General features: G+C 74.5%; 19 protein-coding genes. 13 read left to right on the top strand and 6 right to left on the bottom strand.

Annotated elements, in window-relative coordinates:
- Positions 1–23 precede the first annotated feature (23 nt).
- Positions 24–956, top strand: coding sequence for an NADP-dependent oxidoreductase (locus L3X23_RS04790; protein WP_237190884.1), 933 nt, complete (start codon positions 24–26; stop codon positions 954–956).
- Here L3X23_RS04790 and L3X23_RS04795 read toward each other — a convergent pair.
- Positions 908–1,618, bottom strand: coding sequence for a FadR/GntR family transcriptional regulator (locus L3X23_RS04795; protein WP_237190885.1), 711 nt, complete (start codon positions 1,616–1,618; stop codon positions 908–910). The genes L3X23_RS04790 and L3X23_RS04795 overlap by 49 nt on opposite strands.
- 47 nt (positions 1,619–1,665) lie before the next feature.
- Here L3X23_RS04795 and L3X23_RS04800 point away from each other — a divergent pair, with 47 nt between their 5' ends.
- Together L3X23_RS04800 and L3X23_RS04805 are read left to right on the top strand one after the other, a co-directional pair.
- Positions 1,666–2,928: an MFS transporter gene (locus tag L3X23_RS04800; RefSeq protein WP_093089149.1), complete on the top strand. Its 1,263-nt coding sequence runs from the start codon at positions 1,666–1,668 to the stop codon at positions 2,926–2,928.
- Positions 2,929–3,003: 75 nt separating this feature from the next.
- Entirely contained in the window at positions 3,004–3,441 is a 438-nt protein-coding gene (locus L3X23_RS04805) for a hypothetical protein (protein WP_237190886.1), read from the top strand.
- On the opposite strand, the gene L3X23_RS04810 is transcribed toward L3X23_RS04805, so the two are convergent.
- Positions 3,414–4,178 carry an SGNH/GDSL hydrolase family protein gene (locus L3X23_RS04810; protein WP_237190887.1) on the bottom strand — a complete coding sequence of 255 codons (765 nt, stop codon included), beginning with the start codon at positions 4,176–4,178 and terminating at the stop codon, positions 3,414–3,416. The two genes, L3X23_RS04805 and L3X23_RS04810, sit on opposite strands and share 28 nt — an antisense overlap.
- 93 nt (positions 4,179–4,271) lie before the next feature.
- Here L3X23_RS04810 and L3X23_RS04815 point away from each other — a divergent pair, with 93 nt between their 5' ends.
- From L3X23_RS04815 to L3X23_RS04830, 3 genes are all read left to right on the top strand, one after another.
- Positions 4,272–5,714 carry a thioredoxin family protein gene (locus tag L3X23_RS04815; RefSeq protein ID WP_237190888.1) on the top strand — a complete coding sequence of 481 codons (1,443 nt, stop codon included), beginning with the start codon at positions 4,272–4,274 and terminating at the stop codon, positions 5,712–5,714.
- Entirely contained in the window at positions 5,705–6,223 is a 519-nt protein-coding gene (locus tag L3X23_RS35835) for a UGSC family (seleno)protein (RefSeq protein WP_374204815.1), read from the top strand. The genes L3X23_RS04815 and L3X23_RS35835 overlap by 10 nt, the downstream gene beginning before the upstream one ends.
- Before the next feature lie 606 nt (positions 6,224–6,829).
- A complete protein-coding gene (locus L3X23_RS04830) occupies positions 6,830–7,669 on the top strand; it encodes a M23 family metallopeptidase (protein ID WP_237190890.1) in 840 nt (279 codons plus the stop codon).
- A gap of 5 nt (positions 7,670–7,674) precedes the next feature.
- On the opposite strand, the gene sthA is transcribed toward L3X23_RS04830, so the two are convergent.
- Complete coding sequence (gene sthA, locus L3X23_RS04835) at positions 7,675–9,084, bottom strand: Si-specific NAD(P)(+) transhydrogenase (protein WP_093089145.1); 1,410 nt, start codon at positions 9,082–9,084, stop codon at positions 7,675–7,677.
- A 375-nt stretch (positions 9,085–9,459) separates the two neighbouring features.
- Between sthA and L3X23_RS04840 the strand changes: the two genes are divergently transcribed.
- Complete coding sequence (locus L3X23_RS04840) at positions 9,460–10,485, top strand: DUF4192 domain-containing protein (RefSeq protein WP_237190891.1); 1,026 nt, start codon at positions 9,460–9,462, stop codon at positions 10,483–10,485.
- Positions 10,486–10,496: 11 nt separating this feature from the next.
- On the opposite strand, the gene galE is transcribed toward L3X23_RS04840, so the two are convergent.
- Both galE and L3X23_RS04850 read right to left on the bottom strand, forming a co-directional pair.
- The gene (gene galE / locus L3X23_RS04845) at positions 10,497–11,456 is read right to left on the bottom strand and encodes a UDP-glucose 4-epimerase GalE (protein WP_093089143.1); all 960 of its coding nucleotides are present in this window, start codon (positions 11,454–11,456) and stop codon (positions 10,497–10,499) included.
- Positions 11,457–11,621: 165 nt separating this feature from the next.
- On the bottom strand, positions 11,622–12,341 hold the full coding sequence (locus tag L3X23_RS04850; RefSeq protein WP_237190892.1) for a metal-dependent transcriptional regulator: 720 nt from the start codon (positions 12,339–12,341) through the stop codon (positions 11,622–11,624).
- 452 nt (positions 12,342–12,793) lie between these two features.
- Here L3X23_RS04850 and L3X23_RS04855 point away from each other — a divergent pair, with 452 nt between their 5' ends.
- Positions 12,794–13,966, top strand: a complete 1,173-nt coding sequence (locus tag L3X23_RS04855; protein WP_237190893.1) for an acetoin utilization protein AcuC — start codon at positions 12,794–12,796, stop codon at positions 13,964–13,966.
- 3 nt (positions 13,967–13,969) lie between these two features.
- Entirely contained in the window at positions 13,970–16,744 is a 2,775-nt protein-coding gene (locus L3X23_RS04860) for a bifunctional GNAT family N-acetyltransferase/acetate--CoA ligase family protein (protein ID WP_237190894.1), read from the top strand.
- A 97-nt stretch (positions 16,745–16,841) separates the two neighbouring features.
- On the opposite strand, the gene L3X23_RS04865 is transcribed toward L3X23_RS04860, so the two are convergent.
- On the bottom strand, positions 16,842–18,497 hold the full coding sequence (locus L3X23_RS04865; protein ID WP_093089139.1) for a fumarate hydratase: 1,656 nt from the start codon (positions 18,495–18,497) through the stop codon (positions 16,842–16,844).
- A 95-nt stretch (positions 18,498–18,592) separates the two neighbouring features.
- Between L3X23_RS04865 and L3X23_RS04870 the strand changes: the two genes are divergently transcribed.
- The 4 genes from L3X23_RS04870 (at position 18,593) to L3X23_RS04885 (ending at position 23,784) form a co-directional block, all read left to right on the top strand.
- Positions 18,593–20,950 (top strand): xanthine dehydrogenase family protein molybdopterin-binding subunit, encoded by a 2,358-nt coding sequence (locus L3X23_RS04870; protein ID WP_237190895.1) that lies wholly within the window; start codon positions 18,593–18,595, stop codon positions 20,948–20,950.
- 83 nt (positions 20,951–21,033) lie between these two features.
- Entirely contained in the window at positions 21,034–22,158 is a 1,125-nt protein-coding gene (locus L3X23_RS04875) for a serine hydrolase (RefSeq protein WP_237190896.1), read from the top strand.
- Between the two features lie 76 nt (positions 22,159–22,234).
- On the top strand, positions 22,235–23,059 hold the full coding sequence (locus L3X23_RS04880) for a fumarylacetoacetate hydrolase family protein (RefSeq protein WP_237190897.1): 825 nt from the start codon (positions 22,235–22,237) through the stop codon (positions 23,057–23,059).
- The gene (locus L3X23_RS04885) at positions 23,056–23,784 is read left to right on the top strand and encodes a maleylpyruvate isomerase family mycothiol-dependent enzyme (RefSeq protein WP_237190898.1); all 729 of its coding nucleotides are present in this window, start codon (positions 23,056–23,058) and stop codon (positions 23,782–23,784) included. Before L3X23_RS04880 ends, L3X23_RS04885 begins: the two co-directional genes overlap by 4 nt.
- Positions 23,785–23,796: the final 12 nt, after the last annotated feature.

A 23,796-nucleotide genomic window follows, 5' to 3' on the forward strand; every position in this document is an offset into this window, starting at 1 on the left:
ACGACCCCACGTAGGGTGCGGGCATGCGCGCGATCGTCTGCACCGAGGCCGGCGGGCCGGAGGTCCTCCAGCTGCGAGAGGTGCCCCTCCCCGAGCCGGGGCCGGACGAGGTCCGGGTCCGGGTGGAGGCGGCCGGGGTCAACCCGATCGACTGGAAGACACGGTCGGGGCTGGGGCCCTACGCGTCGTTCGAGGGCAGGCCCTTCACCGTGGGGTGGGACGTGGCGGGCGTGGTGGACACCCCGGGCGGTGTCCTCGCCGTCGGGGAGCCCGTGCTCGGCATGGCCGAGTTCCCGTCGCCGGAGGGGGCCTACGCCGAGTACGTGTGCGTCCCCGAGGCGCAGCTGCGGGCCCGGCCCGAGGGCCTGTCCGTGGTCGAGGCGGCCGCGCTGCCGCTCGCGGGCATGACGGCCTGGCAGTCGCTGATCGACGTCGGCGGGCTGCGGGAGGGACAGCGGGTGCTCGTGCACGCCGCGGCCGGGGGAGTGGGCCACCTGGCGGTGCAGATCGCGAAGGCGCGGGGCGCACACGTGATCGGCACGGCGTCGGGACCCAAGCTGCCGCTGCTGCGCGAGCTGGGCTGCGACGAGGTGGTGGACTACCGCAGCGAGGCCTTCGAGAAGGTCCTCGAGCCCGTCGACCTGGTGTACGACCTCGTCGGCGGCGAGACGACCGTGCGTTCGCTCGATCTCGTCGCCCCCGGCGGGCTGCTGATCTGCCTGCCCACGATCCACGCCGCGGCCGCTCTGGAGGCCGCCGAGGCGCGCGGCGTGCGGGCGTCCGGTGCCTACGTCCGCGCCGCGGGCGGCGGCGGGCTGTCCGAGCTGCTCGACCTGCACGCGCGGGGGCTGCTGCGGATCCTCGTCGACCGCACCTTCCCGCTCGCGCAGGCCGCCGACGCCCACCGCTACGGGGAGGCGGGCGGCACGACCGGGAAGATCGTCCTCACCGTCTGAGGGCTGAAGGCCTGGTCGTCTCCGCCGTCCAGTGCCGCGTCCAGGAAGTCCCGGGCCTCGGCCGCCGCGGCCTCGCCGTCGCCCGCCCGGATCGCCGCGAGCAGGCCCGTGTGGCAGGTGAACGGATGGGCGGCGGCCACCGCCGCGACGCTGGCGTGCACCACCTCGGTCAGCCCGCGGTAGAGCTCGGCGAGCACGGCGTTGTGCGCGGCGGTGAGCACGAGCTGGTGGAACCGCAGGTCCGCGTCGACGAACGCCACCTGCCCCTCGGCCTGCACGCACTCGGCCATCGCGGCCTCGAGGGCGGCCAGGTCCGCGGCCGTGCGATGGCGGGCGGCGAGCCGGGCGCCCTCGGACTCGATCATGCGCCGCACCTCGAGGACCTCGCGCAGCTCGGTGCCCGCGAGCCTGCGCAGCGCCCCGGAGATCTCGCTGGTCGCGCGCACGTAGGTGCCGTCGCCCTGGCGGACCTCGAGGATGCCCGCGTGCGCGAGCGCCCGGACGGCCTCGCGCACGGTGTTCCGGCCGACGCCGAGGGTCGCCGCCAGCTCGGGTTCCGGCGGGATCCGGGTGCCGACCGGCCAGTCCGTGCCCACGACCGCGCGCAGCTGCGCGATCGCCTGGTCCACGAGCCCGGTGCGCCGGGTGGTGGCGAGAGGCATAGCGGATCCTTTCGTCCGAACATCGGATGTCTGACAGACTAGTGGGTATGGCAGTGGGTGAGGCGGGCAGCTCCGGCGTGTCCGAAGGCAAGGTGTTCCCGGAGCTCGCGGGGGAGGCGGCCGCCGAGGGTCGGCTCGCCCGGATCGGACCGTTGCGCGGGACTGTGCTCCTCGCGGTCGGCGTGGTGCTGGCCGCGCTGAACCTGCGGGCGGCGGTGACCAGCGCGTCCTCGCTGCTCGGGGACGTCCGCGGCGGACTCGGGGCCTCGGCCGCCTGGACCAGCCTGCTGACCACCGCACCGACGCTCTGCTTCGCCTTCGCGGGGCTCGCCGCGCCCGCCGTGGCGCGGCGGATCGGCCTGGCGCGGGCCATCGGGTTCGCGTTGGTGGCGCTGGCGCTCGGGCTGGCGGTGCGGGTCTGGGGTGGTCCGGCCGTGATGCTCGGCGGCACGTTCGTCGCGTGCGCCGGGATCGCGTTGGCGAACGTGCTGGTCCCGGTCGTGGTCAAGGAGTCGTTCGCCGGGCGGGTCGGGTTGATGACCGGGCTCTACACCGCGGCGCTGCAGGGCAGCGGTGCCCTCGGCTCGGCCGTGACCCCGGTGCTCGAGGGACCCGCGGGCGGTTGGCGCCAGGCGCTCGTGCTGTGGTCGGGCCTGGCCCTGGTGGCACTCGTGGTGTGGGCGGTCGGCGCCCGTCACCGGACCGCCCCCGCGGGTACGCAGGAGGCTCCGCCCGTGCCCTGGCGGCGGTTGCTGCGCAGCCGCGTGGCGTGGTCGGTGACCGCGTTCATGGGCCTGCAGTCCTTCCTCGCCTACGTCGTGATGGGCTGGCTGCCGGAGATCTACCAGGACGCGGGCCTGTCCAAGGGGGCCGCCGGGGTGATGCTCAGCCTGGCCTCGCTCGTCGCGGTCCCGTTCAGCCTGCTCGTGCCCGCGCTCGCGGCGCGCAGGCGCAGCCAGTCGGGGTGGAACGCCCTCATCGCGGTGCCCCCGATCGTCGGCGCGGTCGGGCTCATGCTGGCGCCCGCCACCCTGCCGTGGCTCTGGGCGCTGCTGCTGGGCTCGGGGTTCACCGCGTTCGGGCTGGCCATGACGGCGATCGCGCTGCGCGCCGTGGGCCCCGAGACCGCCGCCGGGCTGTCCGCGATGGCCCAGGGCTTCGGCTACCTGATCGCCTCCACCGGGCCGATGCTCGTCGGTCTCCTGCACGACGCCACGGGCTCCTGGACCCTCTCGCTGACCGTCCTGGTCGCGGCGCTGGTGGGCCAGCTCCTCGCGGGCGTGGCCGCGGGGCGCCCCCGCGTCGTCTGACACCCGTCCGTGATCCTACGGAGGCGGGCGGGTGGGATCGCGGGGAAGCTGGGCGTCATGACCGGAGTACCGCCCGTGACCGCAGCTCTGCTGCGCGGCCCCCGACGGCTGGTCGGGGCCGTGGCCCTCGTGCTGCTCACCGCCGCGACCTGGCTGCTGTGGTCGGGGTGGGCGGCACTCGCGCCCGGGTTCGAGCGGTTCGCCCCGTGGCAGGTCGCGGGCACCGCGGTCACCGCCGCGGCGCTGGCGATCCTCGCGCCGCGGTGGCTGCCCGCCTGGCTGGTCGGGACCCTGATGCCCGTGGCCTTCACCGCCGCGTGGGGGCTCACGGCCGCGGCGACGGACGACTCGGGGCTGTGGGTGGTCGGCGCGCTGACCGTGCTGGTGGGCGCGGTGGTGGCGGCCGCCGTGCTCGTGCCGCTGGGGGTGGCGTTGCGGCCCGTCCGGCTCCGCGGCCCGCAGGGACTGCTGGGTGCCGGGGACGGTCAGGACCGCGCGAGCGCGGGCAGGTAGCCGCGGGCGTACCCCGTGGCCGTCGGGTGGAAGGCGCCGGGGGAGCCGGGGCCGACGATCCACGGGTCCGCCGAGCAGAGGCCGTGGCCCGCGAAGGCCGGGCGGACGTCCACGAACTCCGCGCCCCACCGCTGCACGCTCTCCGCGAGCTGGGCGTTCAGGACGTCCGCACCCGCGTCGATCCGGTCGCGGCGGGCCTGGGTGAGCGGGCACGAGGTCCCCGCGCCGAACAGGTGCGGGTAGCCGAGCACCACGACCCGCGCCTTCGGGGCCTGCGCCCGCGCGGCCCAGACCACGCCGGCGACCGTCGACGGCACCACGTACCGGGCGATCCGCTCGCCGGCCCGGACGGCCTGGTCGCAGTCCGCGTCCGTGGGTGCCGTCGCGCAGCGGGCGAGCACCGGCCCGAACCCGCTGTCGTTGCCGCCCACCGTGATCGTCACGAGGTCGGTCTCCCGGGACACCGCCCGGACCTGGTCCGCCAGGACGCCCGCGGTGGTGGCGCCGCTGCAGGCGACGAACGTGAAGGACCGGACGCCCTCCCGCGCGGCGTACCGGGCCGGGTAGGAGGCGTCGGTGCGCCCGCACGGGCCCGTGCCCGCGCCGACCCCCGCGGCGTAGGAGTCACCGAGCGCCACGTAGTCGGTCGGTGCGGCCGCGGCCGCCTCCGGGACGACCGCGAGCGCGGCCGCGAGGGCGAGCACGAGCGGGACGACCGTCCGGCGGAGAGCGCGCACCGATCCAGTAGGCCATCGGACGGCCCCGGCCACAACCGCCGAGTGAGCGGCGGGAGCTACCCGACGGCCGTCCGCCCGGCTACCGTGCGAGAGGTGTCGACGCCGACCCGCGCACTTCCCACCGACGGGTTCGTCGCCGTGGTGAAGGCGGACTGCCCCACCTGCCGGCTGGTGGAACCGGTGTTGGCCGCGTTGCCGCAGGTCGCGGTGTTCACCCAGGACGACCCCGACTTCCCGGCCGTGGCCGACCGGCGGGACGACACGGCGTTGGACGTCAGCCTCGCGCTCGAGGTCGAGACCGTCCCGACGCTCGTCCGGTTCGAGGACGGGCGCGAGACCGGACGGATCGTCGGCTGGCTGCGGGAGCAGTGGCAGGACTTCACCGGGGTCCCGGAGCTCGGCGCGGAGCTGCCCGAACACCGCCCCGGCTGCGGCTCGCGGACCCTGGACCCGGACATGGCCGACGCGCTGCTCGTCCGGGCCAAGGAGGGGTCGCTGCGGTCGCGGCGGCTGCAGATCGCCGAGCTCGAGGACGAGCTGGAGGCCCTCTACGACCGCGGGTTCTCCGACGGGCTGCCGGTCGTGCCGCCCACCCCGGTCCGGGTGCTGCGAATGCTCGACGGGACCTCCCGGCGTCCGGACGAGATCGTGGCGGTGGTGCCGCCGAACCTCGTCGAGGTCACGGTGGAGAAGGTGGCGATCAACGCCGTGCTCGCCGGGTGCAGGCCGGAGTACCTGCCGGTCGTGCTGGCCGCGGTCGAGGCCGCGTGCACCGACGAGTTCAACGCGCACGGCCTGCTCGCCACGACGTGGGGCGCCGGTCCCGCCGTCTGCGTGAACGGCCCGGTCCGCGCGGAGATCGGGATGAACTGGGCGGGCAACGCGCTGGGCCAGGGCAACCGCGCCAACGCGACGATCGGGCGCGCGCTGCAGCTGGTGATCCGCAACGTCGGCGGGGGCCGGCCGCAGGAGGTGGACCGCGCCGCGCTCGGACACCCGGGCAAGGTCGGGTTCTGCTTCGCCGAGGACGAGGACGGCTCGCCCTTCGAACCGCTGGCCCAGAGCCGCGGCGTCGCCCCGGGGCGGTCGGCGGTCACCGTGTTCGCCGCCGACGGGCCACGCGGGGTCGCCGACCAGATCTCGCGCACGCCGGAGTCCCTCGCCGGCTCGCTCGCGCAGGCCCTGCGGTCGGTCTGCCACTGGAAGCTGGCGGGCGGGTTCGACGCCTCGCTGGTGCTCAGCCCGGAGCACGGCCGGACCTTCCGGGAGGCGGGCTGGGACCGGGCCCGGCTGCACCGCGAGCTCGACGCGCGGTTGCTGCTGGACCGCGCGGAGATCGCCCGCGGGGCGGGCGGGATCGACGAGGGGATGCCCGGCGGGGGAGCGGACCGACCGCTGCCCAAGTTCCGGCCGGGTGGCTACATGATCATGTACGCCGGTGGCGGCGCCGGGATGTTCTCGGCCGTCATCGGGGGGTGGGCGGGCGGCCCCGGTGGCAGCGCGCCCGTGACGAGGGAGGTCGACCCGTGGCGCTAGAGATCCTGGACCCGACGGACGAGTCGACGGCGGACAGCCGCACCGCCCTGGACCGGCCCGCCTCGCTGGACGGGCTGCGGGTGGGGCTGCTCGACATCTCCAAGGCGCGCGGCGACGTCTTCCTCGACCGGGTGGCGGAGCTGCTGGCCGAGCGGGGGATCACGGTGCGGCGCTACGCCAAACCGACGTTCACCAAGCCGATGCCGCCGGACCTGCGGCGGGAGATCACCACCGAGTGCGACGTCGTCATCGAGGCCCTCGCCGATTGAGGCTCGTGCACGTCGTGCAGTGTGCACGACTTCGCCGCCCTCGAGGGCCGGGGCGTCATCGCGGCCTTCCTCGCGTCCACGGAGTTCGTCGTGGCCGCGGCCGCGCAGGCGTCGGCGCTGGGCTACCGCGCGGTGCCCGCCGTGTTCGTCCCGCACCCGATCCAGGACCGCACGGACGCCGAGCTGCGGGCGCTCGCGGACGCGGCGCTGCCCGAGATCCTCGCCGCGGTGACCCGGTAGCGGGCGCGCCCGGGGGCGCTTGACGACGCACGGATCCCGCGTTCCCGATCTTGTGGCGCGCGTCGCAGAACACCGTTCGTCGCGTCCGCGCCGCGCCGCCCTCGTGGCCCGCGCCACATCGTGGATACGCAGAGCGACGTCTCCGCTGCTCAGAGGCGCGCCGAGCGGGCGGCGATGCCGATCGCTGCGCCGAACGGCAGGCCCGAATGCGGCGTGCCTGCGCCGACACGCCGGGCCTCGGGCTTCCCAGCCGTTCGCCGCGCCGCTCGATCCTCCCGTCTCGCCGGACGCAACGGCGTGGGGTCGACGCCCGGTGGACCGGCTAGCGTCCTCCTCGGATCACGACGAGGTCACGAAGAGGACAGCCGGGTCGACTCCCCCGACCGGCCCGGCTCCGGACCCCCGACCGGAACGTCCGGCCTCGCCCGATCCACGGAAAGGTTGATCGTGGCACGGCATCGCTCCCCCCGGAGCCGTCGCACGATCGCCGGATCCCCGCCGGCCGCCGCACTCGCGGCGCCGGCGGGGGGCGGCGGACTGCGGACGGCGTTCCCCCTCACCGCTCTCGCGACCGGTGCGCTCACCGACCGGTCCCTCCAGTGGCGCATGGCCGCCGTCGTCGCCGCGGGCGGCGTGGTCGCCGCCGCCGGGCAGGCCGCCTACACCGGCGCGCTGCCGGACTTCGAGGCGGGCGCCAACGCCCTCCAGGCCGGCGTCACCGAGCTGGCCGCCACCTTCACCACCGCCCCGGACCCGACCGCGCTCGCCGAGCCCCCGGTGACCGGCCCGGGGATCGCCGAGGTCGCCGAGCTCGGCGGCCGTGCCGTGCGGATCCCGCTGGCCCCGGTCGCCGCCCCGCCCGCCGTCGGCGCCCCGGGCACCGTCACCGGCGCGGACGTGGTCGCGGACGTCGTGAAGGCCGCCGACCTGCACCAGGCCGCCGCGGACGCCGCCCGCAAGGCCGCGGAGGAGGCGGAGGCCGCCCGGCAGGCCGCCGAGGCCGAGGCGAAGCGCCAGGCCGACGAGCTGGCGAGGGTCGGCGCCTCGGCCTCCGCCGCCGGGGGCATCCAGATGCTCGTCGGCCGCGTGAGCAGCGGGTTCGGCCTGCGCGGCGGGGCCTCGCACATGGGGCTGGACATCGCGGCGCCGATCGGCACCCCGATCCACGTGCCGCTCGCGGGCACCGTGATCAGCTCCGGCCCGGCCAGCGGCTTCGGCCTCTGGGTCCGAGTGCAGCACGCGGACGGCACGATCACCACCTACGGCCACATCAACCGGTCGTTCGTGAGCGTCGGTCAGCAGGTGGCCAAGGGCGAGCAGATCGCCGAGGTCGGCAACCGCGGCCAGTCCACCGGCCCGCACCTGCACATCGAGGTCACCACGCCGGGCGGCACGAAGATCAACCCGAAGCCCTGGCTCGACGAGCACGGGATCGGCTACACCTAGCCGCCCTAGCGGTAGGACTCCAGCGCGCGGATCTTGTTGGTGACGTCCAGGGCGGCGACCTTGTAGGCCTCCGAGAGGGTCGGGTAGTTCAGCACCGCGTCGACCAGGTAGTCGACGGTCCCGCCGCACCCCATGATCGCCTGCCCGATGTGCACGAGGTCCGTGGCGTTGGTGCCGAACACGTGCACCCCGAGCAGGGTGCGGTCCTCGGTGCTCACCAGCAGCTTCAGCATCCCGTAGGAGTCGCCGACGATCGCGCCGCGGGCCAGCTCGCGGTAGCGGGACATGCCCACCTCGTACGGAACGGCCTCCTTGGTCAGCTCCGCCTCGGTCTTCCCGACGTAGCTGATCTCCGGGACCGTGTAGATGCCGATCGGCTGCAGCCCGTGCAGCTCCCGGGCCGGCTCGCCGAACGCGTGGTAGGCGGCCAGCCGCCCCTGGTCCATGCTCGTCGCCGCCAGCGCCGGGAAGCCGATCACGTCGCCGACCGCGTAGATGTGCTCGACCTCGGTGCGGTAGTGCTGGTCCACCGAGATCCGCCCGCGCGCGTCCGCGCTCAGGTTCGCCTTGTCGAGGGCGAGCTCGTCGGTCACGCCCTGGCGCCCGGCGGAGTACATCACCATGTCCGCGGGGATCTTCTTCCCACTGGCCAGCGTGGTGATCGTGCCCCGCGCGGTGTTCTCCACGCGGCTCACCTCCTCGCCGAAGCGGAAGGACAGGCCCTGGTCGCGCAGGTGGAACTTCAGCGACTCCACGACCTCGGGATCGCAGAACTCCAGCAGGTTCCCGCGCCGCTCGACGACGGTGACCTTGGTCCCGAGCGCGGCGAACATGCTGGCGTACTCGATGCCGATCACCCCGGCGCCGACGACGACCATCGAGGTGGGGATGCGGTGCAGCTGCAGCACCGCGTCCGAATCCACCACGTGGTACTCGACGTCGTCGAACTCGACCTCCGGCGGGCGCGCGGGCCGGGTCCCGGTGGCGATGACGATCTTGTCGGCGGTGACGGTGGCGTGGTCCCCGCGGTCCGTGCCCTGCACGGTGACGGTGTGCGGGTCGTCGAAGTGGGCGGTGCCGCCCAGGATGTCGACGTGGTTGCGCAGCAGCTGGTTGCGGATGATCTCCACCTCGCGCCCGACGACGTGCTGGGTGCGTGCCAGCAGGTCCGCGATGGTGATCTCCGACTTGACCCGGTAGCTCGCGCCGTACATCTCGCGCTGTGCGAAGCCCGTCAGGTATAGGACGGCCTCGCGCAGGGTCTTCGACGGGATCGTCCCGGTGTTGACGCAGACGCCGCCCATCATGTCGCGGCGCTCGGCGATCGCCACCCGCTTCCCGAGCTTGGCCGCGGCGATGGCGGCCTTCTGGCCGCCGGGGCCCGAGCCGATCACCAGCAGGTCGTAGTCGTACACCGACCGTCCCTCCGTCCGTCCCGCGCCTCTCGGGAAGCCTCCCCGGCTCCGGGGACGGGGGCAAGCAGACGACGTTACATCTCCGCGACGACCAGACGACCGCCTCCGCGGCGCCCGCCCGCGGTTCCTCCACACCCCGGGTTCCGTGACACCGTTTCGACGGGTTGTCCACAGCCCGCCCGCACCGGTCTGGAGACGGTCCGCGGTCTCGCGCACGGTGGCGCCATGACCTCCTCAGTACCCACCCCTTCAGTACCCACCCCTTCAGTACCCACCCCTTCAGTACCCACCCCTTCAGTACCCACCCCTTCAGTACCCACCCCTTCAGTACCCACCCCCTCAGGACCCACCCCCTCGGCACCCACCCCACCGTCCGTGCCCGACGCCGGGCCCGCCCCCGAACCCGACGCGGTCGTGAGCGTCGGGACCGCCGGTCTGCTCGCCGGTCTGCCCGTGCTCCTCGGGTTCCGCCCGCGGGACTCGTTGGTCGTGGTCGCGTTGGGTGGGGCCACGGGCAGGCGCGTCGGGCTGACGTTGCGCGTCGATCTCCCGCCGCCCGGTGAGGACGCGCTGCGGGCGTCGGTGTGCGCGAGCGCGGCGGTGGCCGTCGCCCGCGAACGGCCCGCGGCGGCCGCGGTGGTCGTGGTCGGGGGCGGACCGGCCCCGGCGCTGGTCGCCGAGGGGTCGCCGCCGCGGGTGGACGTGGCGGCGGAGGCGGTGCTCGCCCTGGCGGACGCCGGGGTCGCCGTGCCCACCGTCGCGTGGGTCGCCGAGCTCGAGCCGGGAGCGCCGTGGTGCTGCTACCCCCTGCAGGGCTGCGGCTGCGCGGGGCGGCTGCCGGACCCGGCGGGGACCGAGCTGGCGGCCACGGCGGTGGCCCAGGGCACCGTGGTCTACCGCTCCCGGGAGGAGCTCGAACACCTCGTCGCCTCCGCCGAGCCCGCCCGGGAGCCCGTCGGGGGTGCCGAGGACCGGGCCGGGGTCCGCGGCGCACCGCGGTGGCCCGCCGAGCCGGAGCACGCGCTGCGGGCCGCGCTGGACGCCGCGTCGGCGAACCGGCTGGTGGTCGACGCGCAGCTGGTCCGGATCATGACCTCGGCGTTCCGGCGTGCGGCGTTCCGGGACCGGTGCCTGAGCGTCTGCACGGGCCCGGACGCCCCGGCGGCCGAGCAGCTCTGGGCCGCGCTCGCGCGCACCTGCCGCGGGCCCGCGGCCGCCGATCCGGCCGTGCTGCTCGCCGTGTGCGCGCTGGCGCGGGGCGCCGGGGCACTCGCCGACATCGCCCTGGAACGGGCGGAGCGGGTCCGGCCGAACCATCGGCTGGCCCGCGACCTGCGGGCCGTCATGGCCGCCGGGTGGGGTCCCGACCGGGTGCGGGCGTGGTTGGCGGGCGAGCTGTGAGCCCGCTGCGCTCAGGCCCCCGCGCGGTCCCGGGTGAAGCGCCAGGCGTCCCCGACCATGTCCTCGAGCGTCCGCACGGGCTTCCAGCCCAGGTCGCTCGCCGCGGCCTCGCTGGAGGCGATCAGCACGGCGGGGTCGCCGGCGCGGCGCGGCGCGGTGGTCGCGGGGATGGGGTGACCCGTCACGGCCCGGCAGGCCTGCACGACCTGCAGCACCGAGTAGCCCGTGCCGCTGCCGAGGTTGTAGATCGCGTGGGTGCCGGGCTGCGCCTTCTGCAGCGCCAGCTGGTGCGCCTCGGCCAGGTCGTCCACGTGGATGTAGTCGCGCACGCAGGTGCCGTCGGGGGTGGGCCAGTCGTCGCCGTACATCGCGACGGACTCGCGGGAGCCGCTCGCGACCTGCAGCACGATCGGGATCAGGTGGGTCTCCACGGCGTGGCGCTCGCCGAAGCGGCCGTGCGCACCCGCGACGTTGAAGTAGCGCAGGCTGACCGCGGCGAGGCCGTGGGCGTGCGCGTAGGAGGTGATCATCGTGTCGATGGCGAGCTTGCTGGCGCCGTAGGGGTTGGTCGGCCGCGTCGGCGCGTCCTCCCGGATCGGGGTCCGCTCCGGCTCGCCGTAGGTGGCGGCGGTCGAGGAGAAGACCAACCGCGGGGTGCCGTGCTCCCGGATGGCCTCGAGCAGCCGGAAGGTGGCCACCACGTTGCCGTCCCAGTAGAGCTCCGGCTTCGCCACCGACTCACCGACCAGGGACTTCGCCGCGAAGTGGAGGACTCCGTCGAAGCCCTCGGCCAGCAGCGGGCCCGCCGCCTCGGACAGCTCGCCCTCGACGAACCGGGCGCCCTCGGGCACCGCGTCCGCGTGGCCGGTCGAGAGGTCGTCGAGCACGACGACCTCGTGCCCCGCCTCGACCAGGTGCGCCGCGTTGACGCTGCCGACATAGCCTGCGCCGCCGGTGACGAGCAGCTTCACGAGGGTCTCCTCTTGTCCGTGGCTCTCGGTGCGGGAACCGTCTCACGACGGCTCCCGCACGGTGCGCGCGGGGCGGCGGGTGCCGAGAGGAACTCGGTGAGGGGCCCGGAGAGGGGCCCGGCGAGGGGCCCGGGGAGGGACTCGGAGCGGCGCGGGCGGCCGGGCTCAGGCCGCGCGGACGAGGACCGCGTGGGCGATCAGCGGGGCCACGGCGGAGGTCTCGCCGTCCGCGGTGACCGGCACGGCGTCCCCGAAGCGGGGGATCCCGCCGACCTCGACGTCTCGACCGGGCACGATGCCGGCCAGCTTGAGCTCGCCCATCAGGTCCGCGTCCACCTGGACGTGCTCGGCGATCCGCCGCACCTCGACGCGGCCGCCGCCGCGGCGGGCGAACTCGTCGAGCCGCTGCAGCCCGACCTCGAGCGTCGGCGGGGCGGTCACCGGGCGCGGGGTGCCGTCCACGCTCTCGCGCAGCTCGTCCAGGCCCGGGATCGGGTTGCCGTAGGGGGAGACCTGCGGGTCGTCGAGCAGCGCGACGAGCTTGCGCTCCACGGCGTCGCTCATCACGTGCTCCCAGCGGCAGGCCTCGGCGTGCACCAGCTCCCACTCGAGCCCGATCACGTCGATCAGCAGGCGCTCGGCCAGCCGGTGCTTGCGCATCACCGCGACCGCGCGGGCGCGTCCGTCGTCGGTCAGCTCCAGGTGCCGGTCGCCCGCGACGACGACGAGCCCGTCGCGCTCCATGCGCGCGACGGTCTGGCTCACGGTCGGACCGCTCTGGCCGAGGCGTTCGGCGATCCGCGCGCGAAGCGGGACGACACCCTCCTCCTCCAGCTCGTAGATGGTCCGGAGGTACATCTCGGTGGTGTCGATGAGATCGTTCACGGCCGGCCCCTTCGTTCGGTAGACCAGTCTAGCGGCGGGCTCGTGCGGGTCGCCGCCGCGGCGGCCGGGCGGGGCCGCGCGTGGTCGTGGATCGCGTGGTCGTGGGTGTCGGCGACCACGGCGCGGGCGGGGCCCGCGGTGATCGACTCGGTGGACTCGGGTGGACAGGAGTGGCGCCGGCCCCGACGGCGGTCGCCGTGGGGTCACCGCGTGGTGGGTGGTGCCGCTCGGGTGGGCCGGCGTGCGTCCCGTGCCGGGCCGAGCACGCCCGAGGGCCCGTCGGCCCCCGCGGGCATCAGCCTGGCGCCCAGGATAGACGGTGCACGGCGGTTCGGGTGGCGGTGCCGACCAGCGCGTCGGACGGTGGCTCGCGGAGGTGGGCGGACCCGGGACGTGCGCCCGTGCGGCCTCGTCCGTGGCCCCCGGGGCGCACTTCGCCTACGGTCCGCAGCATGAGTGCGCGCACCTCGGTGGTCTGGACACCGGAGTTCCTCCGTTACCAGCTCTCGGACGACCACCCGCTGAACCCCGTGCGCCTGGACCTCACCATGCGGCTGGCCCGCGAGCTGGGCGTGCTCGACGGGGTGGAGCTGCTCGAACCCGAGCCCGCGACCGAGGAGGACCTGCTGCGGGTGCACGAGCCGGGGCTGCTCACGGCGGTGCGGTCCGCGCCGGAGATGCCGTTCGACGTCGGGCACGGGCTCGGCACGGACGACAACCCGATCTTCTTCGGGATGCACGAGGCCGCGTCGCTCATCTGCGGGGGCTCGCTGCTCGCGGCGCGCGAGATCGCCGAGGGCCGAGCGGACCGCGCGGTGAACCTCGCGGGCGGGCTGCACCACGCCATGCCGGGGCGCGCGGCGGGCTTCTGCATCTACAACGACTGCGCCGTGGCGATCGCGTGGCTGCTCGAGCAGGGCTACGAGCGGATCGCCTACGTGGACGTCGACGTGCACCACGGGGACGGCGTCCAGGTCGCCTTCTACGACGACCCGCGGGTGATGACGGTGTCGCTGCACCAGCACCCGCTGACGCTGTGGCCGGGCACGGGCTGGCCCGCCGAGCTGGGCAAGGGCCCGGGGGAGGGGTACTCGGTGAACGTGCCGCTCCCCCCGGGCACCCGCGACCAGGGCTGGCTGCGGGCCTTCCACGCCGTGGTGCCGAGCCTGCTGGAGGAGTTCCAGCCGCAGATCCTGGTCAGCGAGTGCGGGGCGGACACCCACTCCGAGGACCCGCTGGCCAACCTGGAGCTGACGGTCGACGGGCACCGCGCCACCTACCAGGCGATGCGCGAGCTGGCCGAGCGCGTCGCGGGCGGGAAGTGGCTGGTCCTCGGCGGCGGCGGGTACTCGCTGTTCCGGGTGGTGCCGCGCTCCTGGACCCACCTGCTCGCCACCGTGCTGGACCGCGACCTCGACCCGGCGACCTCGATCCCCGCGGACTGGACCGCCCACACCACGGGCCTGACCCGCGCCCCGCTGCCGGTCGCGATGACCGACGGCGGGGACCCGACCTTCAGCCCCTGGGGGGACGGCGAGGCGGACCGGGTGGACGCAGGCCTGGTCGACGCCCGCCGCGCGCTGTTCCCCCTCCACGGCCTCGACCCTGACGACCCCCGGGACTGAGCCATGCCGGACACCACCGAGAGCACCCCCGCCGCGACCACCGCCACAGCGACCACTGCCGCCGCGGACGCCGACCCGACCGACCCGGCCGGGCAGGCGAGTCCGGCCTACCCGCGGCACTGGGAGGCGGACATCGTCGCCTCCGACGGCCGGATCGTGCACCTGCGCCCGATCCTCCCGTCGGACGCGGACGCGCTGCTGGCCTTCCACCAGCAGCTCTCCGACCGCACCCGCTACCTGCGCTACTTCGGGCCCTACCCGCGGATCCCCCCGCGCGACCTGGAGCGGTTCGTCACCGTGGACCACGACAAGCGCGTGGCGTTCGTGGCGCTGCTCGGCGACGAGATCATCGCGGTCGGCCGGTACGAGGGCCTGTCCGACCCGAAGGACCCGCAGGCCCCGGTCACCTCCGCCGAGGTGGCGTTCGTGGTGCGGGACGACCACCAGGGCCGCGGGCTCGGGTCGATCCTGCTGGAGCACCTCGCCGCGGCGGCGCGGGAGAAGGGCCTCGACCGGTTCGAGGCCGAGGTGCTGGTCGAGAACCACACGATGGTCCGCGTCTTCCGCGAGGCGGGCTACCAGGTGCGGCGGGCGTTCGCGGAGGGCGTGCTGCACCTGGAGTTCGACATCGACCCCACCGAGCGCTCGCTCGCGGTGCGGGACTCGCGCGAGCAGGCCGCCGAGGCGCGCAGCGTGACCAACGTGCTGCACCCGACGTCCGTCGCGGTGATCGGGGCGAGCACCGACCCCTCCAAGGTCGGCCACGCGGTGCTGGCGAACCTGTTGCGCGCCAACTTCTCCGGGCCGGTCTACCCGGTGAACCCGGACGCCCGCTCGGTGCGCGGTGTGCGCGCCTACGCCTCGGTGACGGACATCCCCGACCCGGTGGACCTCGCCGTCGTCGCGATCCCGGCGGCCGGCGTCGACGAGGTCATGGACTCGTGTCTGGAGAAGGGCGTCAAGGCGCTCGTGGTCGTCAGCTCCGGGTTCGCGGACGCGGGCGCGGACGGCACCAGCGCCGAGCGCAAGCTGGTCACCGAGGCCCGCGCCCACGGCATGCGGGTCATCGGCCCGAACGCCCTCGGCGTGGCGAACCTCGACGACGGGGTGCGGCTCAACGCCACCCTCGCCCCGGACCTGCCGAGCCGCGGCCGGGTCGGCTTCTTCTGCCAGTCCGGCGCGCTGGGCACCGCGATCCTGGCCAGCGCGCAGTCGCGGGGCCTGGGGCTGTCCACGTTCGTCAGCGCGGGCAACCGGGCGGACGTCTCGGCGAACGACCTGCTGCAGTACTGGCAGACGGACACGGCCACGGACGTCGTGCTGCTGTACCTGGAGACCTTCGGCAACCCGCGCAAGTTCGGCAGGCTCGCCCGGCGGCTGGCCCGCAGCAAGCCGGTGGTCGCGGTCAAGTCCGGCCGCAACACCTCGCCCGCCCGGCTGCGGGAGGCCGCGGTCCCGATCGACGACGCGAGCGTGCGCGCGCTGTTCGAGCAGTCCGGCGTCATCCGCGTGGAGACGATCGCCCAGCTCTTCGACACCGCGCTGCTGCTGGCCTACCAGCCGCTGCCGCGCGGGCGGCGGGTCGCGGTCGTCGGCAACTCCACGGCGCTGAACGTCCTGGTCACGGACGCGTTGATCGACGAGGGCATGACGGCGGCGGCCGACCCGGTGGACGTCGGCGCGGCGGCCACGCCGGAGGAGTTCGGGGTGGCGGTGGAGCGCGCGCTCGCCGCGGACGGCGCGGACGCGGCGGACGCGCTGGTCGTGGTGTTCGTGCCGCCGATCGCGACCCCGGGCCTGGAGTACGCGCGGGTGCTGCGCGAGACCTCGGCCAAGGCGGACAAGCCGGTGGTCGCGGTCTTCCTCGCCGTCGAGGGCGTGCCCGCCGAGCTGGCCCAGCCGCTGCCGGACGGCACGCCGGGGCCGGGGTCGGTGCCGTCGTACGCCAGCCCCGAGCGCGCGGTGCAGGCGCTGTCCCGGGTGGCCCGGTACGCGGACTGGCGCGAGCAGCCGATGGGTGAGCTGGTGCGGCCCGAGGGCATCGACCTCGAGGCGGCGCGGGAGGTCGTCGATCGGCTCGGCGTGGGGGACTGGGCGGCGGCCGGGGAGCGGGCGCTGACCGACGCCGAGGCCGTGGAGCTGCTGGCCTGCTTCGGGATCAGCCTCGTCGAGTTCCGCCTCGTGGAGGGCGAGATCGCCGTGGCGAAGGCGGCGAAGGAGCTCGGCTACCCGATCGCGCTCAAGGCGGTGGGGGACCGCTGGCGGCACCGCACCGACCTGGTGGGGGTGCGGCTGGACCTGGGCTCGGAGGCCGCGGTGCTGCGCGCCTACGCGGAGCTGATGAAGGTCACCGGCAAGTCCGAGGTCTACGTGCAGCGGATGGCGCCGAAGGGGCCGTCGTGCGTGATGGAGGTGGCGGAGGACCCGTCGTTCGGCTCACTGCTGTCCTTCGGGCTGTCCGGCATGGCCACCCAGCTGCTCGACGACCGCGCCTACCGGGTCGTCCCGCTCACCCGCGAGGACGCGGCCGCGCTGGTCCGCGCGCCGCGGGCGGCACCGCTGCTCACCGGCTACCGCGGCGGCGAACCCGCCCGGCTCGACGCCCTGGAGGACCTGGCCCTGCGGGTCGGGGCCATGGCCGAGGAGCTGCCGGAGGTGCGCTCGCTGGCCCTGGACCCGGTGCTGGCGAGCCCGGAGGGCGCCTTCGTCACCGGCGCGAGAGTGGTCCTGGGCCCACCCCCGACGCGGGACGACCAGGGCCCCAGACGCCTCCGCTGAGCCCGCCGTCGAGCCGACCGCATCGTGGCGCCACAACTGTCGGATCCGGGGTCGGAAACGGCAGTCGTGGCTCCACGATGCGAACCGGCTGCGGGGCTCAGGTGCGGAAGGTGACCTGCAGGGTGGGGGTGCTGGTCTCGGCGAAGAAGTCGTTGCCCTTGTCGTCGACCACGACGAAGGCGGGGAAGTCCTCGACCTCGATCCGCCAGACCGCCTCCATGCCGAGCTCCGGGTACTCCAGCACGTCGACCTTGCGGATGCAGTCCTGCGCGAGCCGGGCCGCGGGGCCGCCGATGGAGCCCAGGTAGAAGCCGCCGTTCGCGGCGCACGAGTCGGTGACCTGCGTGGACCGGTTGCCCTTGGCCAGCATCACCAGCGACCCGCCCGCCTCCTGGAACTGCTTCACGTAGGAGTCCATGCGGCCCGCGGTGGTGGGGCCGAAGGAGCCCGACGCGTAGCCCTCGGGCGTCTTGGCGGGCCCGGCGTAGTAGACCGGGTGGTCCTTGAGGTACTGCGGCATCTCCTCGCCCGCGTCGAGCCGTTCGGCGATCTTCGCGTGCGCGATGTCGCGGGCCACGACCAGCGGCCCGGTCAGCGACACCCGGGTCTTCACCGACAGCGAGGACAGCAGGGCGCGGATCTCCGACATCGGCCGGGTGAGGTCGACCTGCACGACGTCCCCGGCCTCCTCGAGGTCGGCGTGCTCGACCTCGGGCAGGTACTTCGCCGGGTCGAACTCGAGCTGCTCGAGGTACACGCCGTCGGCGGTGATCTTGGCCTTGGCCTGGCGGTCCGCGGAGCACGAGACGGCGATGCCGACGGGCAGCGAGGCGCCGTGGCGCGGCAGCCGGATCACCCGGACGTCGTGGCAGAAGTACTTGCCGCCGAACTGCGCGCCGATGCCGAAGTCGCGGGTCAGCTCCAGGATCTGCTGCTCGAGCTCGGGGTCCCGGATCGCGTGGCCCAAGTCCGAGCCCTCCGTCGGCAGGGTGTCGAGGTACCGCGCCGAGGCGAGCTTGGCGACCTTGAGGGTGTACTCCGCCGACATCCCGCCCACGACGACGGCGAGGTGGTACGGCGGGCACGCGGCGGTGCCCAGCGAGCGCAGCTTCTCGTCGAGGAACGCGGCCAGCTTCTTGGGGTTCAGCAGCGCCTTCGTCTCCTGGTAGAGGAAGGTCTTGTTGGCCGAGCCCCCGCCCTTGGCCATCACCAGGAACTCGTAGGAGGGCTTCCGGCCCGGCTTCGAGTACAGCTCGACCTGCGCGGGCAGGTTGGTGCCGGTGTTGCGCTCGTCCCAGAACGACAGCGGGGCCATCTGCGAGTACCGCAGGTTGAGCTGGTCGTAGGCCTCGTAGACGCCGCGGGAGATGGCCTCCTCGTCGTCCCCGCCGGTGAGGACCGTCTCGGTCTTCTTGGCGACGACGATCGCGGTGCCGGTGTCCTGGCACATCGGCAGCACGCCGCCTGCGGACACGCACGCGTTCTTCAGCAGGTCGGTGGCCACGAAGCGGTCGTTCCCGGAGGCCTCGGGATCGTCGATGATCGCGCGGAGCTGGGCCAGGTGGGAGGGCCGCAGGTGGTGCTGGATGTCCTTGACGGCCTCGCGGACGAGACCGGTGATCGTGGTGGGGTCGATCTCGAGGAACGTCCGACCGGCAGCCTCGACGACCTTCCCGGCGGGGAGGTCGAGCTCGCGGTACTCGGTCGTGTCGTCCCCGAGCGGAAGCACGTCGGTGTGGTGGAACTCGGGCATGGGAGGACGCTACCCCCGGGCGGGCGGCGACCGGGCGTGATCTCCGGCGCCGGAACAAGCGGAGGACCCACCGTTTCCGGGGTAGGGTGGTTCCCATGCCTGGATCCATCCTGGGAACCTCGGTGCGCAGGGTCGAAGACCCCGAGCTCCTGACCGGCGCCACCACCTACGTCGGCAACCTGGCTGCGGCGCGCACGGACGTGCTGCACGCGGTGTTCGTCCGCTCGCCGGTGGCGCACGCGCTGATCGAGGGGATCGACACGGCGGCGGCCGCCGGGGCGGACGGCGTCGTCGGCGTCTTCACCGCCGCCGACCTGGACCTGCCGCCACACCACGGCCTGGTGGTGCTCAACCCGGGCACCCCGCGCCCGCCGCTGGCCACCGACCGGGTGCGCTTCGTGGGGGAGGCGGTGGCCCTGGTCGTCGCCGGGACCCGCGCGCAGGCCGTCGACGCCGCCGAGCTGGTGGAGGTCGACTACGACCCGCTGCCCGCGGTCGTCGACCCGGAGGCGGCGCTGGCGCCGGACGCCGAGCTGCAGTTCCCCGAGCTGGGCTCGAACGTCGCGGCCGGGCTCCGCGCGCCGGACAGCGCGGCGGCGCTGGAGGGCGCCGAGGTCGTCGTCCGGGCGCGGATGGTCAACCAGCGCCTCGCCGTGGTGCCGATGGAGGGCAACGCGATCCTGGCCGACCCGACGACCGGCGCGGACCTCCCGCTCACCGTGCACGTCTCCACCCAGATGCCGCACGGCTTCCGGAACCAGCTGGCCGGCCTGTTCGGCCTCGAGCCGGAGCGGGTGCGGGTGATCGCGCCCCACGTCGGCGGCGGGTTCGGCGGCAAGGCCGGGGTGCTCGCCGAGCACACCGCCACGGTCGCGGCCGCCCGCGCGCTCGGTCGGCCGGTGGCGTGGGTCGAGACGCGCAGCGAGAACCTGCTGTCCATGCCGCACGGCCGCGGCCAGATCGCCTACTACGAGCTGGGCCTGACCCGGGACGGTCGGATGACCGGCCTGCGCTGCCGCGTGATCGGGGACGCGGGCGCCTACTCCGGCTTCGGCGGGGCCCTGGCGCTCCACCAGACCTACACGATGGCGCCGGGCGTCTACGACATCCCGAAGGTCGGCTACGACGCCGTCTCGGCGATGACCACGACCACCCCGATGGGGGCGTTCCGCGGGGCCGGGCGGCCCGAGGCCGCGGCCCACCTGGAGCGGCTGGTCGACATCGCGGCGGCCGAGCTGGGCCTGGACCCGATCGAGCTGCGCCGCCGCAACCTGCTCGACCCCGCGGCGTTCCCGCTGGTCACGCCGGTCGGTGCGCACTACGACGTCGGCGACTACGACCTGCCGCTGCGCGAGGCGCTGCGGCTCGGCGACTACGAGAAGCTCCGCGAGGAACAGGCGAGCAGGCGCGAGGCGAAGGACCCGGTGCAGCTCGGGATCGGGCTCGCCGTCTACGTGGAGATCACCGCGGGCGGCGGGGGGAGCGAGTACGGCTCGGTCCGGGTGCATCCGGACGGGACGGCCACGGTCCAGGCGGGCACGTCCGCGCACGGGCAGGGCCACGCGACGGCGTTCGCGATGCTCGTGTCCGACCGCCTCGGCATTCCGATGGACCGCATCCGCTACGAGCAGTCGGACACCGCGAGCGTGCCCCGCGGCGGCGGCACCGGCGGCTCGCGGTCCCTGCAGATGGGCGGGTCCGCGGTGCGGGTCGCCGCGGACGACGTCCGGGAGCAGGCCCTGCGGCGGGCCGCGGCGCTGCTGGAGGCCGACCCCGCGGACGTCGAGCTGACCGAGGGCGTGTTCGGCGTGACGGGCGTGCCCACCTCGACCGTGAGCTGGGCGCAGGTGCTGGCCGAGGGCGAGATCGTCGCGGGCGCCGACGAGAAGCAGGCGGGCCCGACCTTCCCGTTCGGCGCGCACCTGTCGGTGGTCGAGGTCGACACCGAGACCGGGCGGGTCACCCCGCGCACCCACCTCGCCGTCGACGACTGCGGGCGGGTGCTGAACCCGCTGCTCGTCGAGGGGCAGCAGCACGGCGGGCTGGCGCAGGGCATCGCGCAGGCGCTGTTCGAGGAGGTGCTGTTCGACGCGGACGGCAACCCCACCACGGCCACGCTCGCGGACTACCACATCCCCACCGCGGCGGACCTGTTCTCGTTCGACGCCGTGACGACCGAGACGCCCACCCACATGAACGTGCTGGGCGCCAAGGGGATCGGGGAGTCCGCGACCATCGGCTCCACCCCGGCCGTGCAGAACGCGATCATCGACGCCCTGGCGCCCTTCGGCGTCCGGCACATCGACCTGCCCTGCACGCCGGAGCGGATCTGGCGGGCGGTGCAGGCCGGGGCGACCGACCCGTGGCGCGAGCCGCCCGCGCCGGTCGCGGCGCTGCTGACCCGGCTCCCCGTCCGCGGCGGGGACGTCGAGGACGAGAGCGGCGCGATCTGACGCGGCGTCCTCGCCTTTCGGAGGGTGCGCTCACCCCCTCGCGGGACCAGAGTATGACGCAGGTCACGCGAGGGGAGTCGGGCATGGACGCCATCGACCGGGTGCTGCAGGAGGCCGTCGAGGCGGGGGTGGTGCCGCACGTGGCCGCCATCGCCGCCGACCGGGACGGGACCGTGTACGAGGGGTCGGCGGGCGGCGTCTCGACCGACACCACGTTCCGGATCATGTCGATGACCAAGATGGTCGCGACCACGGCGGCGTTGCAGCAGGTCGAGCAGGGCAGGCTGAACCTCGACGCCCCCGTGGACGACTACTGCCCGTCCTTCCGGGACGTCCAGGTCCTGACCGGGTTCGACGGCGACGAGCCCATCCTGAAGCCGCCCGCGACCCGGGCGACGGTCCGCCAGCTCGTCACGCACACGACCGGGCTCGGCTACTGGTTCTGGAACGCGGACGTCCTGGCCTGGGAGACCGCCACCGGCACGCCGAACGTGCTCTCCGGCTCGGAGGTGATCTTCACCGCGCCGATGGTGGCGGAGCCGGGGTCGCAGTACGTCTACGGCATCAACACCGACTGGCTGGGCAAGGTCGTCGAGGCGGCGAGCGGGGACACCCTGGACGTCGCGGTGAAAGAGGGCATCACCGGCCCGCTGGGCATGGACCGGACCACGTTCGCGCCCACCTCCGAGGCGCTCGCCGCGGCGGTCCCGATCCACGTGAAGGGGGACGACGGGTGGGTCGCCACGGACGTCGAGCTCAGCCGGGACCCGGAGTACTACGCGGGCGGGCACGGCCTGTACTCCACGCCGCGGGACTACATCCGCTTCGAACGGGCGCTGCTGCGCGGCGGGGAGCTCGACGGGCAGCGGATCCTGCGCGAGTCCACGGTGGCCGAGGCCTTCACCAACCAGATCGGGGACCTGGACTTCCCGGCGGTCATCCCGACGGCCGACCCGGCGTCGGCGTGCACGTTCGAGGTCCCGCCCGGGATGAAGTGGGGGCTCGGGCTGCTGCTGAACCCCGAGGACGAGCCGGGGCGGCGCCGGGCCTGGTCGGGTTCCTGGGCGGGTCTGTGCAACACCCACTTCTGGGTCGATCCCACGACGGGGGTCTGCGCGTCGATCTACAGCAACTTCCTGCCGTTCGCCACGCCCGAGGCGATGGCGCTCTACGCCGACTTCGAGAGAGCGCTTTACGCCTCACTCTGACCCCCGAGGCTGAAATCCCGCAGCCGGTGCCGCAGACTCGTCGCGTGACGCGAGAAACCACCACGGGGTGCGCCCGATGAGGTTGGCGACGATTCGGACGGCGGCGGGCACCCGAGCCGTCCGGGTGGACGAGACGACCGCGACCGAGACCGGCGAGGCGGACCTGCGGGCGCTGCTCGCCCGCCCGGACTGGCGGGCCCACGCCGAGGCGGCGGCGGGCCCGTCGCACGCCGTGGCGGGCCTGGACTACGCGCCGCTGGTGCCCAGCCCGGAGAAGATCATCTGTGTCGGCCTGAACTACCGCGACCACGTCCTGGAGATGGGCAACGAGCTGCCCGCCTACCCGACGGTGTTCGCGAAGTACGCCCCGGCGCTCATCGGCGCCTACGACGAGATCGAGCTGCCGACGGTCTCCGAGCAGGTGGACTACGAGGCCGAGCTGACCATCGTGATCGGGCAGCCGGTGCGCCACGCGGACGACGCCGCGGCGGAGGCGGCGATCGCCGGGTACACCGTGCTGAACGACGTGAGCGTGCGGGACTACCAGAACCGCACCAAGCAGTTCCTGCAGGGCAAGACGTTCGAGCACTCCACCCCGCTGGGGCCGGTGCTGGTCACCCCGGACGAGTTGCCTGCGGGCGGCTGGGCGATCTCCAGCACGCTCGACGGCGAGGTCATGCAGTCCTCCAGCACCGACCAGCTCGTGTTCGGCGCGATCGAGCTCGTGAAGTACCTGTCGGTGATCGTCACCCTGAACCCGGGCGACGTGATCGCGACCGGCACGCCCGGCGGTGTCGGGCACGCCCGCAAGCCCCCGCGCTATCTCACCGACGGCGCGGAGATCGTCGTCGCCGTCGAGGGGATCGGGGAGTGCCGCAACGTGTGCCGGTCGGCGAAGTGACGCGCACCCTCAAGCTGTCCCTGGACTGGGCCGGGGACGGCGCGGCGCACCTGCGCGGGCTCATGGACCGGATGGGCGACGAGGCGTTCGGCAAGCCGTCCGCCCTGCCGGGATGGACCCGCGCGCACGTGCTGACCCACGTCGCGCGCAACGCCGACGGGCTGATGAACCTGCTGCAGTGGGCCCGCACCGGCGTGGAGACCCCCGCCTACGCCTCCCGCGAGGCGCGGGCCGCGGACATCGAGGCGGGCGCGCAGCGTGAACCCGCGGCGATCCGCGAGGACGTGGTGGCGACCTCGGACCGGCTGGCCCAGGTCGTCAAGGCGATGCCCAAGGAGGCCTGGACCGCCTCGGTCCGCAACTCCCAGGGGCTCGAGGTCCCGGCCACGGAGATCGCCTGGATGCGCGCTCGCGAGATGTGGATCCATTCGGTGGACCTCGACGTGGGCGCGTCCTTCGAGGACTTCCCGCGGCCGATGCTGTGCGAGCTCGTCGGGGACGTCGTCGGCATGCTGGCGGACCGCGACGGCGTGCCCGGGGCACGGCTGGTCGCCTCGGACGACCCGGAGAAGGGCTGGACGCTCGCCGACGGCCGGGTCACGGTCGAGGGGCCGGTGGCCGACCTGGCCGCCTGGGTCTCCGGCCGCGGCCGCTCCCGCGCCCTGCGGGCCCACACGGTCGAGGGCGAGCGCACCACGCCGCCCGACCTCCCGGCCTGGCTGTAGTGCCCCGTACGG

The sequence above is a fragment of the Pseudonocardia sp. WMMC193 genome (assembly GCF_021728735.1).
GTDB lineage: Bacteria > Actinomycetota > Actinomycetes > Mycobacteriales > Pseudonocardiaceae > Pseudonocardia > Pseudonocardia oroxyli.

Excerpts from the sequence above, each read along its gene's own strand:
- L3X23_RS04795 (WP_237190885.1), bottom strand. The coding sequence starts at position 1,618 with ATGCCTCTCGCCACCACCCGGCGCACCGGGCTCGTGGACCAGGCGATC.
- L3X23_RS04790 (WP_237190884.1), top strand. The coding sequence starts at position 24 with ATGCGCGCGATCGTCTGCACCGAGGCCGGCGGGCCGGAGGTCCTCCAG.
- L3X23_RS04865 (WP_093089139.1), bottom strand. The coding sequence starts at position 18,497 with ATGCCCGAGTTCCACCACACCGACGTGCTTCCGCTCGGGGACGACACG.
- L3X23_RS04800 (WP_093089149.1), top strand. The coding sequence starts at position 1,666 with ATGGCAGTGGGTGAGGCGGGCAGCTCCGGCGTGTCCGAAGGCAAGGTG.
- L3X23_RS04875 (WP_237190896.1), top strand. The coding sequence starts at position 21,034 with ATGGACGCCATCGACCGGGTGCTGCAGGAGGCCGTCGAGGCGGGGGTG.
- L3X23_RS04880 (WP_237190897.1), top strand. The coding sequence starts at position 22,235 with ATGAGGTTGGCGACGATTCGGACGGCGGCGGGCACCCGAGCCGTCCGG.
- L3X23_RS04860 (WP_237190894.1), top strand. The coding sequence starts at position 13,970 with ATGCCGGACACCACCGAGAGCACCCCCGCCGCGACCACCGCCACAGCG.
- L3X23_RS04830 (WP_237190890.1), top strand. The coding sequence starts at position 6,830 with ATGGCCGCCGTCGTCGCCGCGGGCGGCGTGGTCGCCGCCGCCGGGCAG.
- L3X23_RS04855 (WP_237190893.1), top strand. The coding sequence starts at position 12,794 with ATGAGTGCGCGCACCTCGGTGGTCTGGACACCGGAGTTCCTCCGTTAC.
- L3X23_RS04870 (WP_237190895.1), top strand. The coding sequence starts at position 18,593 with ATGCCTGGATCCATCCTGGGAACCTCGGTGCGCAGGGTCGAAGACCCC.